Here is a 14,861-nt window from a genome sequence, read left to right as displayed (position 1 = left end):
TAGATGAGCCTGCGGGTCGTGCAATGGGCAACGGGGTCGGTCGGGGTGGCCGCCATCAAGGGCATCCTCGAACACCCCGACCTCGAGCTCGCCGGGTGCTGGGTGCATTCGGAAGCCAAGGGCGGCAAGGACGTCGGCGACCTGGTCGACTGGTCCCCACTCGGCGTGACGGCCACCAACAGCGTTGACGAGATCCTGGCACTGGACGCCGATGCGGTGATCTACGCACCGCTGCTGCCCAACGTCGACGAAGTGGCGGCCCTGCTGCGTTCGGGCAAGAACGTCGTCACGCCGATCGGATGGTTCTATCCCGGCGCGAAGGAAGCGGCTCCATTGGAGGAAGCCGCCAAGGCCGGGGGTGTCACGCTGCACGGCGCCGGCATCGGCCCCGGCGCCGCGACCGAGCTGTTCCCGCTGCTGCTCTCGGTGATGTCTACCGGGGTGAATTTCGTTCGCGCCGAAGAGTTTTCCGATCTACGCACCTACGGCGCGCCGGACGTGCTGCGCTACGTGATGGGCTTCGGCGGCGAGCCGGACAAGGCGCTGACCGGACCGATGCAGAAGATTCTGGACGGCGGGTTCTTCCAGTCCGTCCAGTTGGTGGTCGACAAGATCGGCTTCGCGGCCGACCCGCAGATCCGCACCACGCAGGAGATCGCGGTGGCCACCGGCCCGATCGACTCGCCGATCGGGATCATCGAGGCCGGCCAGGTCGCGGGGCGCCGTTTTCATTGGGAGGCACTCGTCGGGGACACCGTTGTGGTCCGGATCACCGTCAACTGGCTGATGGGCGAGGAAAACCTGGACCCGCCTTGGTCTTTCGGGCCCGAGGGGGAGCGCTACGAGATCGAGGTGCGCGGCCACCCGGACACCTTCGTCACGGTCAAGGGCTGGCAGCCGGAGAGCGTCGCGGAGGGGCTCAAGAGCAATCCCGGGGTGGTGGCGACCGCGGCGCACTGCGTCAACGCGGTGCCGGCGACCTGCGCTGCGGCCCCGGGCATTCAGACGTTCTTCGACCTGCCGCTGCTCACCGGCCGGGCCGCACCCGGGTTGTCGCGGTAGCCCCCGCCGATGTGCCGACTGTTTGGGCTGCACGCCGGGACGAACATTGTCACCGCGACGTTTTGGCTACTCGACGCTCCCGACAATCTCGCCGAGCAGAGTCGGCGCAATCCGGACGGCAGCGGGCTCGGGGTGTTCGACGGCCAGGGCCGGCCGCAGGTGCACAAGCAGCCGATCGCCGCCTGGCAGGACGCGGAGTTCGCCACCGAGGCGCACGATCTGACCGGCACGACGTTCGTCGCGCATGTCCGCTACGCAACCGCCGGGTCGCATGACGTCGTCAACACCCATCCGTTCCTGCAGGACGGCCGCATCTTCGCGCACAACGGCATCCTGGAAGGCCTCGACCCGCTCGATGCCCGGCTGCGTGAATTAGGCACTGCGGAAATGGTTTTGGGGCAGACCGACTCCGAGCGGGTGTTCGCGTTGATCACCGCGTCGATCCGGGCCCACGACGGCGACGTGACCGCCGGACTGATCGACGCGATGCGCTGGCTGGCCGACAACGTGCCGATCTACGCGGTCAACATTCTGCTCAGCACCGCCACCGACCTGTGGGCACTGCGCTACCCGGAATCGCACGAGCTGTACGTTTCGGATCGCCGCACACCGGCCGCTCACCATCGGTTCCACCTGCGCACCAACCGGATTCGCGCCGACTCGGCCGCCCTGCATCAGCAGCCGTCGGTGGTGTTCGCCACCGAGCCGATGGACGACCCAGGACGGTGGCGACTGATCGAGCCGGGGGAACTGGTGCACGTCGACGCCGACCTGCACGTCACCCGGCATCTGATCCTGCCGGATCCGCCGCGACATCTGCTGCGCGCGGACGAACTCAGTCCCGCCGCCCGGTCCTCGTTGCACCCGGTGGTCCGATGACCACCCGCGCCCTGGTGCTCGGCGGCGGCGGTGTCGCTGGAATTGCTTGGCAGACAGGCATTCTGCTTGGCATCGCCGACGAGTCGCGCGCCGCGGCACGGGCGTTGCTGGACTCTGACGTCCTGCTCGGTACCTCGGCGGGTTCGGCGGTGGCCGCGCAGATCGGCAGCGGGCTCTCCCTGGCGGAGCTGTTCGCCCGCCAGGTCGACGAGGCGTCCGCCGAACTCGACCCCGGTGTCGGGATCGACGGCATCGCGGAGCTGTTTCTGGCCGCGCTGTCGGATCCCGACGCCACGCTGGCAGAGCAGCGAAAGCGGATCGGCGCGGTGGCGCTGGCCACCGACACGGTGTCGGAAGCCGTGCGGCGCACGGTGATCGAGCACCGGCTGCCATCCCACGACTGGCCGGAGCGGGTGTTGCGGATCACCGCGGTCGACGCCGTCACCGGCGAGTTGGTGGCCTTCGATCGTGAATCCGGGGTCGAGCTGGTCGACGCGGTGGCCGCCAGCTGCGCGGTGCCCGCGGCGTGGCCCCCGGTGTCGATCGGTGGGCGCCGCTTCATCGATGGCGGTGTCGGCAGCACGATCAACCTGCATGTTGCCGACGACTGCGGCTCCGCGGTCGTGCTGATTCCCGCCGGCGAGTCCACGCCGTCACCGTTCGGAGCCGGCGCTGCAACCGAACTCACGGCATTCCCCGGCGAGGTCCTCGGTCTGTTCGCCGATGAGGCGTCGTTGGCGGCGTACGGCGAGAACCCGCTCGATCCGCGCTGTCGTCCGCCGTCGGCGCAGGCCGGTCGCACGCAGGGCCGTCGGGTCGCCGGGGCGGTCGCCCGGTTCTTGGGCGTGTGAGCCTAGGCGTGTGAGCCTCGGGGTCAGGTGACCCGGCGACCGAGGTCTACCGTGTCCAGCGCCTCCGCCGCCAGGGTCTGACCGACCTCGATCACCTCGGCGGCGCGATGGAACTCCAGGCTGCGGCAGGCCGACCGGGGCACCTCGATCAAGAGATCCGGCGGATAGGCGGCCAGCGTGTGGCGGGCCAGCGCGGCCTGGGCGATGTCGATGGTCCGGTTCATCACCTCGAAGCTGCCGAGCTTGGGCACCTCGGGCTCGTCGACCGAGTAGTCCGAGGCCGGGTCGTCGCCGCCGTCGTGGTCGTCCTGGTTCGAGGCCCCGAACCGGCTGAGGACGTTGCGCGCGGTCTGGGAGTCGAACAGCGCCGACGTGCTGCTCAGCACCCGGTTCAGCCACTCACCGGACGACTTCGGGTCGGGTTCGGGCTCGTCGCCGGATTCGCTGCCCGACAGGCTCACCGCGATGGTCAGGTCGGCGTTGACCGCGGCGATCGGCGCCATCGGCAGCGGGTCGAGGATGCCGCCGTCGGCCAGCAGGCGTCCGTCGACGGCGTGCGGTGAGATCACCCCGGGGATGGCGATCGACGCCCGGATCGCCTCGTCGACCGGCCCGCGCTGCAACCACACCGGCTTGCCGGTCAGCAGATCGGTGGCCACCGCGGTGTAGGGAATCGGCAGTTCCTCGATGGTGACCGCGCCGAGGATGTCGCGCACGGCGTCCAAGATCTTCTCGGCGCGCAGCACCCCGGCCGCGGTCAGCGTCGGGTCGAGCAGTCGCAGGATCGCCCGCTGCGTCAAAGACATTGCCCAGTCGGCGAATTCGTCCAACCGGTCGGCCGCCTGCAACCCGCCGACAAGTGCACCCATCGAGGAACCGGCTACCCCGACGATCTGATAGCCGCGGTCGTGCAGTTCGTGGATCACTCCGATATGGGCGTACCCGCGGGCGCCGCCACTGCCGAGCGCCAATGCCACCCGCGGGCGGGGGGCGTCGAGCCGCCCGGGCGCCGGCTCGGACGTGATGTCTGGGTCGGTCATGGCTACATCTTTGCCTGCGTGCCGCAGGTTTTAACAATCGTGATTCGAACTAGCCCGACTCAGCCGCACTCGTTGCCGGCGGCTGCCTGGGCCGCGACGATCACCCCGGCCTGGCGCGCCAGCGGCAGCGCGGCCCAGGCGATGTTCCAGGTGCCCGGGCCGACGACGCCCGGCACCTGCACGGCCGCCAGATAGTCCTCGGCCAGCGTGCGGCGGTCACCGGGGTGGGCCTGCATCCACACCGTCGCCGCGTGACAGGCCTGGAAATACTCCTCTTCGGTCGAGTGCGCCGGTACATCGATCTTGGTCGTGACGCCCGCCGGATTCGTCGAGACGGCACCCGGCGCCGGAGCGGCGGGCGCGGTGGTGCGGGACGGCGGTGCCGGGGCGGGCGCCGGGGCGGGACCGCGGGTCGAACATCCGGCCACGGCCGCGGCGACGGTCAAGAGGACGGCCGCGATCCACGTCGAGGGGTCAGTCGGGCGCGGCCACACCTGGTCAATCTATGCAACACTGGCGGCCGTGATGCAGCGAACGCGGTTTTGGGAGTGTTGTCGGCCCTAATCCACCGCCGACCCCTCAATACGCCCGCTCGCTTTGGAGTTCTCCCGCATGGTTTCTGCAAACCTTGTCGCTGCGCCTGCCCCGACCCGACCACCGTCGCGGCTGCGATCCGTTCCCGGCCCGACCCGCCTGCGACTCGCCGACCTACTGCACATCACCGACCGCACCGCCGACGACGTACTCAGCGGTCGCTACGACAACGTGGTTCCGCCGGGCGGGGTGCCGTCCGACGACCGATGGTTCGCGCGGCTCTACGGCGACGACGAAGTCGACGTCTGGCTGATCAGTTGGGTGCCGGGGCATCGCACCGAGCTGCACGACCACGGTGGGTCGCTGGGCGCAGTGACGTTGCTGTCCGGATCGCTCGACGAATTCCGTTGGGACGGAGATCAACTGCGCTGCCGACGACTTCGGGCGGGCGATCAGGCCGCGTTCCCGCTGGGCTGGGTGCACGACGTGGTGTGGGCGCCGCCCGGTCCGCGCGCATCGGTCACCGCACTGTCCGGGCCGCAGCAGCCGTCGCTGAGCGTGCACGCCTATTCCCCGCCGCTGACCGTGATGTCGTACTACGAGGTGACCGCCCAACAGCGGTTGCGGCGCAAGCGAACTGAACTGACCGACCAACCGGAGCAGTCATGAGCCGGATCGACGATGTCCTGGAGTCGGCGCGAAAGCGGTTGCGCCGGTTGACTGCCGACGAGGTGCCGGCGGCGCTGCGCCGGGGTGCGCTGCTGGTCGACATCCGGCCGCAGGCCCAGCGTGCGCGGGAAGGCGAAGTCCCGGCGAGTTTCGGTGCGCTGGTGATCGAGCGGAATGTGTTGGAGTGGCGCTGCGATCCGACCAGCGCCGCACGGCTGCCCGAGGCGGTCGGCGACGACGTCGAGTGGGTGCTGCTGTGCTCGGAGGGATACACCTCCAGCCTGGCCGCGGCCGCGCTGCAGGACCTCGGCCTGCACCGCGCCACGGACGTGGTCGGCGGCTACCACGCGCTGATCGCCGCCACACTCAGTTCCGTTTAGCCGCCGCCCCCGCCGCCGTCGGCGCTGTGGTTGTACCACCAGTCGTTGTAGTCGTTCGGGTTGTAGTACTCGCCCTGGTGGACGGGCGCCGGACCCGGATTCGGGTCGTCCGGCGGGTCCGCCACCGCTGACGCCGATAGGCACACCGCGGCGATCGGTATCGCGGCCAGCACCCCCGTCACCGCGATCTTGGCAGCTGTCCAGGTCATCGACCACTCCCTCCACGGGATTCGTATCCGTGGATAGTGCCATCAAACGCAGGGCTTACTCATACACAACGCACAACCGTCCGCGTCCGTTCATCTGGTGTTAGCCGTCGCTGGCGTGCAGCAGTGGTCGCAGCCTCGCAGTCTTGTCCGCCGTCCATCCGGGCGGCTGTAGCACCGCCGCCCACCCGTCGGCGACATCGCCGACGTAGTCGTGGCCGTGTCCGGCCGGAACGTCTTGTGCCACAGCCATATCGGCGGAGACCTGAAGGAACGTCACCACCGGAATCCATCTCGTCTCGGGCAGCACGTCGTAACCCCGCCGTTCGCGGAACCAGTCCGGCTCGCTGAACAGCAGGCCGGGGTGCCACCACGCGATCGGGTCGGAGGCGTGCTGTAGATACACCACCCGCGGCGTATTCCATTGCGGGTCAGGGCGATCCAGGTCCTGCGGCCTTGCCACGAAGCGGACATGGTGTCCGTGGTCGTAGATCGGCAGCCATTCCGGTGAACCGCGGTCGCGGGTCGCGGTCAGATCTGTCCAGATGGTGTTCTTGAACGTCGGCCCGGAGAACAGGGCGCCGTCGGTGCGGGCGAGCACGTTGTTGAGGCTCATGAACGGCGCCTCGCCGCCGAAAGAGCCCAGGCTCTCTCCGAATACGACGAGTTTGGGCCGGTGACCCTCCGGTAGCCCGCGTACCAGTCGGTCGACGGCCTCGAACAGCGCCTGCCCCGCGTGGCGGGCGTTCTCCTTGTCCACCAGGAACGACAGCCAGCTCGGCAGGAACGAGTACTGCATGCTGACGACCGCACTGTCGCCGTTGTACATGTACTCCAGCGCATCCGCCTCGGCCTCGTTGATCCAGCCGGTGCCGGTGGTGGTCCCGACGGCGACGACGGCGCGCTGTAAACCGCCCGCGCGCTGCAACTCTCGCGCGGCCAGTTCGGCGGCGGCGGTGATGCCGTCGGCGGAGTCCAGCCCGGCGTAGGCCCGGATCGGCTCGGTCGCCGGGGCGCCGTTGAACGCCGCGAGTTGCTCGACGCTCGGCCCGCCGCGAACGAAGATGCGGCCCTGGTGCCCAAGCGACTCCCAGGACACCAGCGATTGCGGACCGCCCGAGCGCAGCGGCGTCGGGGGCGCGGCGGTGTCGGGGTCCATCTCGTCGTTGACCGTGGCGAAGGTGTTGTTCATGGTGCGCATCGCGAACTTCACCACGACGCCGTTGAGCACCGCGATCGTCAGCACCAGCAGCAGCGATACCACGACCACGGCCGAAACCCGCGGCGGCGCAAAACGATCCAGCCGTAGGTCGAGGAAGTGCACCAGCCGCCGGAGGAGCTGGCCGGCTTCGACGACACCGAACAACACCAGCAACGACAGCGCGGAGGTCAACGGATAGTCCAGCCGGGCAAGGTGTTTGACGCCCATCAGGTCGCGCACCGGTCCTGCCAGACGTGAAACCAGACGATCATCGCGACCATGCCGAACACACCGACGCCGATCAGCACCCGCCAGGCCACCCGGGGTGCGGGCGGGCTGGAATCCTGGGACCGCATGAATCGGACCAGCCACACCGCGAAAACCCCGATGGCGTAACCGGTCGCGCCGGCGATGCCGCTCACCAGCCCCTGGAACAACGGCCCCCGCGGTAACAGCGACGGCGTCATCGAGAACCAGAGGAACACCAGCCCGACGGCGGTGCCGGTGAACGTGTAGTGCCGGACCCACCACGCCTTTCGGCGCTGCGGCTCCGACCCGCTCATTGCAGTGTCTTTACCGGTGGGTGAAGTTCGGCGGCCGCTTCTCGACGAACGCCGCCATGCCCTCGGACTGGTCGTCGGTCGCGAAAGTCGAATGGAACAGCCGACGTTCGTAGAGCAGGCCCTCGGTCAGCGTGCTCTCGAAGGCGCGGTTGACCGCCTCCTTGGCCATCCGGGACGCCGACCGCGACATCTGCGAGATCGTGGTGGCGACGGCCTTGGCCTCGGTCAGCAGGTCGGCGGCGGGCACCACGCGCGCCACCAGGCCGCTGCGCTCGGCCTCCTCGGCGCCCATGTTGCGTCCGGTCAGGATCAGGTCCATCGCCTTGGCCTTACCGATGGCCCGGGTCAGCCGCTGCGACCCGCCCATGCCGGGCAGCACGCCGAGCTTGATCTCCGGTTGCCCGAACTTGGCGCTGTCCGCGGCAATCAGCACGTCGCACATCATCGCGAGTTCGCAGCCGCCGCCCAGGGCGTAGCCGGCCACCGCGGCGATCGTCGGCGTGCGCACCGCGGCCAGCTTGGCCCAGGGCGCGAAGAAGTCGGCGTCGAACACCTCGGAAAAACTGAGGCTGGACATCTCCTTGATGTCGGCGCCGGCGGCGAATGCCTTCTCCGACCCGGTGATGATTATCGCCCCGATGCCTGGGTCGTCGTCGAATTCTGCTGCCGCGCTAGTGACTTCGTCCATCACCTGACTGTTGAGCGCGTTGAGCGCCTTCGGCCGGTTGAGCGTGATGATGCCGACCCGGTCTTCGCGCTCGACGAGGATTGTCTCGTAACTCATTGCTGCCTCCTAGAACGTCAGTTCGTCGTCGACGGGTGCGAAGTACGCCGCGACGTCGGACTCGGTCACCCGCGCCAGCGACGCCGGCGACCACTTGGGGTTGCGGTCCTTGTCGACCAGTTGGGCTCGGATGCCCTCGACCAGATCGTGCGAGCGCAGCGATGCCGAAGACACCCGATAGTCCTGCGCCAGAACACCTTCCAGCGTGTCGAGTGTCGCGGCCCGCCGCACCGCTTCCAATGTCACCGACAGCGCGACGGGGGAGCGGGTTTCGATCAGGTCCGCGGCCTTGGTGGCGGCTTCGGCGCTGTGTCCGCGCAGTGCCGCGACGATGTCGCCGACAGTCTCACCGCCGTAGCACTCGTCGATCCAGTCCCGTTGCGCGGCAAGCTCACTGGCGGGCGGCTCGACAGTGTGGGTGGCGATCGCCTGCTCGACGCCGACCTCGGCGATGGCCTTGGTCAGTGCGTCCAGTTGGTCGTGCGGCACGAAGTGGTCGGCGAAACCGAGGGCGATCGCGTCGGCGCCGGAGAACGGTGCGCCGGTCAGCGCGGCGTGCAGACCCAGCGAACCCGGTGAACGCGAAAGCAGGTAGGCCCCACCGACATCGGGGATGAAGCCGATCCCGACCTCGGGCATGGCCATCTTGGTGGTGTCGGTGACCACCCGGGTGTTGGCGTGTGCTCCGACGCCCACCCCGCCGCCCATCACGATGCCGTCCATCAGCGAGACGTACGGCTTCGGGAACCGGCCGATCTGCGCGTTGACCAGATACTCGTCGTGCCAGAACCTGCGCGCGTCGGCGCCGTCGGCTCGGGCGCTGTGGTAGATCGCGACCACGTCGCCACCGGCGCACAGCCCGCGCTCGCCGGCTCCGGCCAGCACGACCGCGCTGACGTCGGAGTCCTGCGCCCAGGCCGTCAGCACGGCGCCGAGGCGAGAGACCATGTTCTGGTTGAGCGAGTTGATCGCCTTGGGCCGGTTGAGGGTCAGATAGCCGATGCCATTGTCGATGTGGCTGAGAATGTCGTCGGATTCGTCCGTCACGCGCGCAGTCTCCCATCGATGAATCGTCTTTGAATGCCTGATCGAAAGCTGTTCGTGGCCTGCTAGGCAATCTAGATCGTTACCCTCGTCGCAGCGCCCGCGGGTAAGGTTTATCGCGAGTAGCTCCCGCCGGGAACACGGCTGGACTACCGTTCGTTGATCAGTTGTTCGCAAGCTCAGAAACCACAGCTCACGAGAGGAACCGACGGTGCGGGAGACCAGTAACCCGGTATTTCGCTCGCTGCCCAAGCAGCGTGGCGGATACGCGCAGTTCGGGAGCGGCGTCGCGGGCGCCGCGACCCAGTCAGTTCACCAGGCTGACCCCTATGCTCCGTACGCCGACGAGCGGTCCGGCGTTTCACGTCCGCTGACGATCGACGACGTCGTCACCAAGACCGGCATCACCCTTGCGGTGCTGTCCGCCGTCGCGGTCGTCTCCTACTTCTTGGTGGCGCGTGACATCGCGCTGGCCACCCCGTTCACCTTCGTCGGCGCGTTCGGCGGGCTGGGCGTCGTGCTGATCGCCACTTTCGCTCGCAAGCAGGACAGCCCGCTGGTCGTGTTGAGCTACGCCGCGCTGGAGGGCTTGTTCCTGGGAGCGCTCTCGTTCGTGCTGGCCAACTTCACCGTGGGCAGCGCCAACGCCGGATCCATGATCGGGCAGGCGGTCCTGGGCACGGTCGGCGTGTTCTTCGGAATGCTCGTGGTCTACAAGACCGGTGCGATCCGCGTGACGCCGAAGTTCACCCGCATGCTGGTTGCCGGCATGTTCGGTGTGCTGGCCCTGATGCTGGGCAACCTGGTGCTAGGCATGTTCGGCGTCGGCCACGGCGAGGGCATGGGCCTGCGCAGCGGCGGCCCGTTGGCGATCATCTTCTCGCTGGTCTGCATCGGCCTCGCGGCGTTCAGCTTCCTGATCGACTTCGACGCCGCCGATCAGATGATCCGCGCCGGCGCCCCGGAGAAGGCGGCATGGGGCATCGCGCTGGGCCTGACCGTCACCCTGGTCTGGCTCTACATCGAGATCCTGCGTCTGCTCAGCTATCTGCAAAACGATTAGCTGTAGACCAACCAAAAAAGCCGGCACGCGTGCGTGCCGGCTTTTTTGATGCGTTGACTCTGCGCTGAGGGCGCACCCCACTCGCACTTCTGCGCCGTGGACGCAGAGTCAACGCCGTTGTCGGTGTGCCCCGGCAGCATGCCCGCATGGATCAGGGCAGGGGGCCGTTCATCGGCAGCGAGGCGCTCGCCGCCGGTGACCTGAGTCGGTACGAGCTGCGCCGCTACTACCGCGCGCTGCTGCCCGGGGTCTACCTCGACAAGCGGGTATCGCCAACGCTGCAGGAGCGCACGACGGCCGCCTGGCTGTGGTCGAGGCGGCAGGGAGTGGTCGCCGGTTCGGCCGCCGCCGCGATCCATGGGAGCAAGTGGGTCGACGACGGTGTCCTGGTCGAGTTGATCTGGCGCAACGCCCGAGCGCCGCGAGGGGTCCTGACGCGTCACGATCGTCTGTGTGACAACGAATTCGAATGCCGCGACGGACTGCTCGTCACGACACCGGAACGCACCGCCTTCGACATCGGCCGCCGGGAGAGTCTGGGCCGCGCCGTCGCGTCCCTCGACGCACTGGCCGCGGCGACCGATTTCAAGGTCCGCGATGTCCAGGAGCTGGCCGCGCGTCATCGCCACACGCGCGGTCTCGGTCGACTCGCGAGGGCGCTGGATCTCCTCGACGCGGGAGCCCAGTCGCCGAAGGAGACGTGGCTGCGGTTGTTGTTGATCAGCGCAGGCTTCCCCAGGCCGCAGACCCAGATCGCCGTTCCGGGCGCGGACGGCTTTCCGCGCTACTTCCTCGACATGGGCTGGGAGGACATCAAACTCGCCGTGGAGTACGACGGTGGGCAGCACTGGACCGATGCGTGGCAGTACGAAAAGGACGTGACACGGCAGGAGTACCTGGCAGGCATCGACTGGACCGTCGTCAGGGTGGTGTCACGGCACCGGGCGTCCGACGTCGTCCGCCGGGTCCAACGCGCCTGGGATGCGTTGAGTCTGCGCTGAGGGCGCACCCCACTCACACTTCTGCGCCGTGGACGCAGAGTCAACGCCGAGGAGCTAGTTCAGCCGCTCGATGATCAGCGCCATGCCCTGGCCGCCACCGACGCACATGGTCTCCAGGCCGTACTGCTTGTCGTAGGTCTCCAGGTTGTTCAGCAGCGTGGTGGTGATGCGCGCGCCGGTCATGCCGAACGGGTGGCCCAGGGCGATCGCGCCGCCGGACACGTTCAGCTTGTCCTCATCGATACCCAACTCGCGAGCCGAGCCGAGTACCTGGACGGCGAACGCCTCGTTGATTTCGAACAGGTCGATGTCCTTGACCGACATGCCGGCCCGGGCCAGCGCCTGCTTGCTCGCCTCGATCGGCCCCAGTCCCATGATCTCCGGCGACAGGCCGCTGACGCCGGTGGCGACGATGCGGGCCAGCGGCTTGAGGCCAAGCTCCTTGGCCTTGGTGTCGCTGGTGATGACCACCGCGGCGGCGCCGTCGTTCAGGGGGCAGGCGTTACCCGCGGTGACCGTGCCGTTGGGCCGGAAGACCGGCTTGAGCTCGCTGATCTTCTCGTAGGTGGTGCCGGCCCGCGGGCCGTCATCCTTGCTGACCGTGCTGCCGTCGGGCAGCGTCACGGGGACGATCTCGCGGTCGAAGAAGCCGCTCTTGATGGCCTCCTCGGCGCGGTTCTGGCTGCGCACACCCCAGTGGTCCTGGTCCTCGCGGCTGACGCCGGTCAGCAGCGCGACGTTCTCCGCGGTCTGGCCCATCGCGATGTAGACGTCCGGGATGTGGCCGTCGGTGCGGGGGTCATGCCACTCGTCGGCACCGGCGGCCGCCGCGACCGAACGCTCTTGCGCCTCGTCGAACAGCGGGTTCTTGGTGTCCGGCCACGAGTCGGAGCTGCCCTTGACGAACCGCGACACGGTCTCGACGCCGGCGGAGATGAACGCGTCGCCCTCCCCGGCCTTGATCGCGTGGAAGGCCATCCGGGTGGTCTGCAGCGACGACGAGCAGTACCGGTTGACGGTGGTGCCGGGCAGGAAGTCGTAGCCCAGTTCGACGGCGACCGCGCGGGCCAGGTTGTAACCGGCCTCGCCGGCCGGCTGACCGCAGCCCAGGATCAGGTCGTCGATCTGGTGCGGGTTGAGCCCCGGCACCTTGTCCAGGGCGGCGCGCACCATCTGCGCGGCCAGGTCGTCGGGCCGCATGTTGACCAGCGACCCCTTCATCGCGCGCCCGATGGGCGAGCGGGCAGTTGAGACAATGACGGCTTCCGGCATGACGGCTCCATCTACGAGGATCAGGTCTGGCCCCGAATCTAGCCCCGAGAGCCCGCACGACGTTAAACGGCCTAGCCGGAGGCGGGAGCGACGATCGGCGCGGGCACGCCGGTGGTCGGCCGCCGCCACAGCCGCGACAGCAGCCGGAGCATCGAGTAGCCGGGGCCGGCTTCGGTGGCCGTCGCCGACGGCAGTGCGGGCACCGGGGCGCCGGCCCAGTCTCCCAGCGCGTGGCACAGCGCCGGCAGCAGCTGGCTGGCCGCCAGGGCGTAGCCCGCGGCCGAGGGGTGGAACTGGTCGTCGGACAGCATCAAGTGCGACGAATGCTTGAACTGGTCGTTGACCAGCGACGCCAGCGGCACCGGCACGCCGCCGGCGGACCGCACCGCGCCGGACTGAGCGCGGGCCAGCCGCAGGCCGAGGGTGCGCACCGTCCAGCGCAGCGGTTGCGGAATCGCCTTGACCACACCGAAATCCGGGCAGGTAGCGACCACGACCTCGGCGCCGCTGGCGCACAGTCGGCGGACGGCGGCACCGAGCCGTCGGGCGGAGGCGCCGATGCCGTTGAGCGCGGTGACGTCGTTGGCGCCGATCAGGATCACCGCGGCGTCGGGGGGTGGCCCGGCCACGAACATCGCGTCGACTTGTCCGGACAAACCCTTGGAGGTGGCACCGACAATTGCCTTGGTGCTCAACCGGATTCGCTTGCCGCTCTGTTCGGCCAGCCCGCGGGCAATCAAGACGCCGGGCACTTCGTCGGCGCTGCGACAGCCATACCCGGTCGCGGTGGAGTCGCCGAAGATCATCAGATGCAGGTCGAAATCCATGCCGCGCTGCCAGCGGTCGACAGGGCCGCCGCCGGGGGAGTACACACCATCGGCGCGGGGCGGGACGTCCCAGGATTTGGGGATGACGCTGCGCGCCTTCGCCGCCTGCCCGATCAGCAGATTGCGCGCCCCCACATAGGCGGTGCCGGTTGAAGCCAGCGCACCCGCTGCGGCCAGCGCGACCATCGAACCCCGCGGCGCGCGTCGTACCACGCGTCCAGTTTAAGTGTCGATTTGATGACGGTCGGCTGCCCCTCCGTTTGGGACGTCACGGGTCGGGGCAATCTCGGCATCGAATCAGACTCTTTGATTGTTGAAGTTCTTTAAAGTGTCAAGCTAAGTTCTCGAGGTCGTTGGCTCAGCATCATGAGACCTCGTCGACATGCACTACAACGGCGTAGGAGTGTTGAACATGACCGCACCGAGCAAGGTCTCAGGCTCGCCCCGGACCCCCGTTCGTGCCCGTGACGTGTTGCGGGCCCGGAGGTTTCCCCTCACCGACGGCAAACCCGTCGAAGTAATCGAGAGTGGGCCCAGTCTCCCCGGCATGGTGGCCGCCCTGGCCTGCAAGCTGACCATCCGTCCGGCCCTGGGTGTGGTCAGTTACATCCCGTTCGTGCCGTTCCCGTTCGGCATCATCGACTTCGCCTGCCGGGCGTTACTGCCCGGACCGGGAACCGTCCGGAAAACCGTTGAGTTGCCGCACTGCAACGCGCAGCTGGTGCGCGCCCCCGGGGTGCTGCCGGCCGACGGCAAACGGCGCGTGGTGCTGTATCTGCACGGCGGTGCGTTCCTGACGTGTGGGGTCAACTCGCACGGCCGAATTGTCAACGCGCTCTCCAAGTTTGCCGATGCGCCGATCCTGGTGGTCAATTACCGGCTGATCCCGAAGCACTCCGTCGGGCAGGCGCTCGACGACTGTCACGACGCCTACCGGTGGCTTCGGCTGCGCGGATACGAGCCGGACCAGATCGTGGTGGCCGGCGACTCCGCCGGTGGATACCTGGCTCTTGCCCTGGCGCAACGACTTCAGCAGGCGCACGAGGACATCGCGGCGCTGGTGGCGATATCGCCGCTGCTGCAGCTGGCCAAGGAGCCCAAGCAGACGCACCCGAACATCAAGACCGATGCGATGTTCCCCGCCAAGGCCTTTGACGCGTTGTTCACCTTGGTGGCCAAGGCGGCCCGCAAGCATGTCGTCGACGGCAAGCCCGAAAAGCTGTACGAGCCGCTGGATCACGTCGAACCCGGACTGCCGCGGACCCTGATCCACGTGTCCGGCTCCGAGGTGCTGTTGAACGACGCCCGGCTGGCCGCCAACGCACTCGCCCAGGCCGGCGTGCCGACCGAGGTGCGGGTCTGGCCCGGCCAGATTCACGACTTCCAACTGGCTGCGCCGGTCATCCCCGAGGCCCAGCGGTCGCTGCGGCAGATCGGCGAGTACATCCGCGAGGCAACCGGCTAGGCGAGGTCGCGTCGCACCTG

At 68.4% G+C, this 14,861-nt stretch carries 15 protein-coding genes and 1 pseudogene; 8 read left to right on the top strand and 8 right to left on the bottom strand.

The genetic code is table 11. The features are described from left to right. Positions 1 to 3 precede the first annotated feature (3 nt). Genes PT015_RS11995 through PT015_RS11985 form a run of 3 tightly spaced genes read left to right on the top strand, consistent with a single transcriptional unit; the run spans position 4 to position 2,792 of the window. Positions 4 to 1,062 (top strand): NAD(P)H-dependent amine dehydrogenase family protein, encoded by a 1,059-nt coding sequence (locus PT015_RS11995; RefSeq protein WP_285190832.1) that lies wholly within the window; start codon positions 4 to 6, stop codon positions 1,060 to 1,062. 9 nt (positions 1,063 to 1,071) lie between these two features. Beyond that, positions 1,072 to 1,941, top strand: coding sequence for a class II glutamine amidotransferase (locus PT015_RS11990; RefSeq protein ID WP_285190831.1), 870 nt, complete (start codon positions 1,072 to 1,074; stop codon positions 1,939 to 1,941). After that, on the top strand, positions 1,938 to 2,792 hold the full coding sequence (locus PT015_RS11985) for a patatin-like phospholipase family protein (protein WP_285190830.1): 855 nt from the start codon (positions 1,938 to 1,940) through the stop codon (positions 2,790 to 2,792). Before PT015_RS11990 ends, PT015_RS11985 begins: the two co-directional genes overlap by 4 nt. Positions 2,793 to 2,815: 23 nt before the next feature. On the opposite strand, the gene PT015_RS11980 is transcribed toward PT015_RS11985, so the two are convergent. Both PT015_RS11980 and lpqV read right to left on the bottom strand, forming a co-directional pair. Continuing rightward, positions 2,816 to 3,832, bottom strand: coding sequence for a patatin-like phospholipase family protein (locus PT015_RS11980; RefSeq protein WP_285190829.1), 1,017 nt, complete (start codon positions 3,830 to 3,832; stop codon positions 2,816 to 2,818). 59 nt (positions 3,833 to 3,891) lie between these two features. After that, a complete protein-coding gene (gene lpqV / locus PT015_RS11975) occupies positions 3,892 to 4,326 on the bottom strand; it encodes a lipoprotein LpqV (RefSeq protein WP_285190828.1) in 435 nt (144 codons plus the stop codon). Between the two features lie 118 nt (positions 4,327 to 4,444). On the opposite strand from lpqV, the gene PT015_RS11970 reads away from it, so the two are divergent. Together PT015_RS11970 and PT015_RS11965 are read left to right on the top strand one after the other, a co-directional pair. Next, on the top strand, positions 4,445 to 5,035 hold the full coding sequence (locus tag PT015_RS11970) for a cysteine dioxygenase (RefSeq protein WP_285190827.1): 591 nt from the start codon (positions 4,445 to 4,447) through the stop codon (positions 5,033 to 5,035). Beyond that, positions 5,032 to 5,415 carry a rhodanese-like domain-containing protein gene (locus tag PT015_RS11965; RefSeq protein WP_285190826.1) on the top strand — a complete coding sequence of 128 codons (384 nt, stop codon included), beginning with the start codon at positions 5,032 to 5,034 and terminating at the stop codon, positions 5,413 to 5,415. Before PT015_RS11970 ends, PT015_RS11965 begins: the two co-directional genes overlap by 4 nt. Here PT015_RS11965 and PT015_RS11960 read toward each other — a convergent pair. The 4 genes and pseudogenes from PT015_RS11960 to PT015_RS11945 form a co-directional block, all read right to left on the bottom strand. Beyond that, positions 5,412 to 5,624 (bottom strand): hypothetical protein, encoded by a 213-nt coding sequence (locus tag PT015_RS11960; protein ID WP_285190825.1) that lies wholly within the window; start codon positions 5,622 to 5,624, stop codon positions 5,412 to 5,414. The two genes, PT015_RS11965 and PT015_RS11960, sit on opposite strands and share 4 nt — an antisense overlap. 100 nt (positions 5,625 to 5,724) lie before the next feature. Then, a pseudogene (locus tag PT015_RS11955) lies at positions 5,725 to 7,385 on the bottom strand (alpha/beta hydrolase). 10 nt (positions 7,386 to 7,395) lie between these two features. Next, complete coding sequence (locus PT015_RS11950) at positions 7,396 to 8,169, bottom strand: enoyl-CoA hydratase (protein ID WP_285190824.1); 774 nt, start codon at positions 8,167 to 8,169, stop codon at positions 7,396 to 7,398. A 9-nt stretch (positions 8,170 to 8,178) separates the two neighbouring features. Then, the gene (locus PT015_RS11945; protein WP_285190823.1) at positions 8,179 to 9,216 is read right to left on the bottom strand and encodes an enoyl-CoA hydratase/isomerase family protein; all 1,038 of its coding nucleotides are present in this window, start codon (positions 9,214 to 9,216) and stop codon (positions 8,179 to 8,181) included. Positions 9,217 to 9,424: 208 nt separating this feature from the next. Between PT015_RS11945 and PT015_RS11940 the strand changes: the two genes are divergently transcribed. Together PT015_RS11940 and PT015_RS11935 are read left to right on the top strand one after the other, a co-directional pair. After that, positions 9,425 to 10,276, top strand: coding sequence for a Bax inhibitor-1/YccA family protein (locus PT015_RS11940; RefSeq protein ID WP_285190822.1), 852 nt, complete (start codon positions 9,425 to 9,427; stop codon positions 10,274 to 10,276). A 146-nt stretch (positions 10,277 to 10,422) separates the two neighbouring features. After that, entirely contained in the window at positions 10,423 to 11,277 is an 855-nt protein-coding gene (locus tag PT015_RS11935) for a DUF559 domain-containing protein (RefSeq protein WP_285190821.1), read from the top strand. A 54-nt stretch (positions 11,278 to 11,331) separates the two neighbouring features. On the opposite strand, the gene PT015_RS11930 is transcribed toward PT015_RS11935, so the two are convergent. Both PT015_RS11930 and PT015_RS11925 read right to left on the bottom strand, forming a co-directional pair. Then, complete coding sequence (locus tag PT015_RS11930) at positions 11,332 to 12,549, bottom strand: acetyl-CoA C-acetyltransferase (protein ID WP_285190820.1); 1,218 nt, start codon at positions 12,547 to 12,549, stop codon at positions 11,332 to 11,334. Between the two features lie 71 nt (positions 12,550 to 12,620). Further along, a complete protein-coding gene (locus PT015_RS11925) occupies positions 12,621 to 13,562 on the bottom strand; it encodes an SGNH/GDSL hydrolase family protein (RefSeq protein WP_390888018.1) in 942 nt (313 codons plus the stop codon). Positions 13,563 to 13,788: 226 nt separating this feature from the next. Here PT015_RS11925 and PT015_RS11920 point away from each other — a divergent pair, with 226 nt between their 5' ends. Beyond that, a complete protein-coding gene (locus tag PT015_RS11920) occupies positions 13,789 to 14,841 on the top strand; it encodes an alpha/beta hydrolase (RefSeq protein ID WP_285190818.1) in 1,053 nt (350 codons plus the stop codon). Positions 14,842 to 14,861: the final 20 nt, after the last annotated feature.

The organism is Candidatus Mycobacterium wuenschmannii, assembly GCF_030252325.1.
GTDB lineage: Bacteria > Actinomycetota > Actinomycetes > Mycobacteriales > Mycobacteriaceae > Mycobacterium > Mycobacterium wuenschmannii.
The sequence above is the reverse complement of the archived record's forward strand: the minus strand, read 5'-3'. Positions and strand labels throughout refer to the sequence as shown.

What these genes read in the sequence shown, in the direction of transcription:
- PT015_RS11995 (WP_285190832.1), top strand. Translation starts at nt 4, where the DNA reads ATGAGCCTGCGGGTCGTGCAATGGGCAACGGGGTCGGTCGGGGTGGCC.
- PT015_RS11990 (WP_285190831.1), top strand. Translation starts at nt 1,072, where the DNA reads ATGTGCCGACTGTTTGGGCTGCACGCCGGGACGAACATTGTCACCGCG.
- PT015_RS11985 (WP_285190830.1), top strand. Translation starts at nt 1,938, where the DNA reads ATGACCACCCGCGCCCTGGTGCTCGGCGGCGGCGGTGTCGCTGGAATT.
- PT015_RS11980 (WP_285190829.1), bottom strand. Translation starts at nt 3,832, where the DNA reads ATGACCGACCCAGACATCACGTCCGAGCCGGCGCCCGGGCGGCTCGAC.
- PT015_RS11970 (WP_285190827.1), top strand. Translation starts at nt 4,445, where the DNA reads ATGGTTTCTGCAAACCTTGTCGCTGCGCCTGCCCCGACCCGACCACCG.
- PT015_RS11965 (WP_285190826.1), top strand. Translation starts at nt 5,032, where the DNA reads ATGAGCCGGATCGACGATGTCCTGGAGTCGGCGCGAAAGCGGTTGCGC.
- PT015_RS11960 (WP_285190825.1), bottom strand. Translation starts at nt 5,624, where the DNA reads ATGACCTGGACAGCTGCCAAGATCGCGGTGACGGGGGTGCTGGCCGCG.
- PT015_RS11950 (WP_285190824.1), bottom strand. Translation starts at nt 8,169, where the DNA reads ATGAGTTACGAGACAATCCTCGTCGAGCGCGAAGACCGGGTCGGCATC.
- PT015_RS11935 (WP_285190821.1), top strand. Translation starts at nt 10,423, where the DNA reads ATGGATCAGGGCAGGGGGCCGTTCATCGGCAGCGAGGCGCTCGCCGCC.
- PT015_RS11930 (WP_285190820.1), bottom strand. Translation starts at nt 12,549, where the DNA reads ATGCCGGAAGCCGTCATTGTCTCAACTGCCCGCTCGCCCATCGGGCGC.
- PT015_RS11925 (WP_390888018.1), bottom strand. Translation starts at nt 13,562, where the DNA reads ATGGTCGCGCTGGCCGCAGCGGGTGCGCTGGCTTCAACCGGCACCGCC.
- PT015_RS11920 (WP_285190818.1), top strand. Translation starts at nt 13,789, where the DNA reads ATGACCGCACCGAGCAAGGTCTCAGGCTCGCCCCGGACCCCCGTTCGT.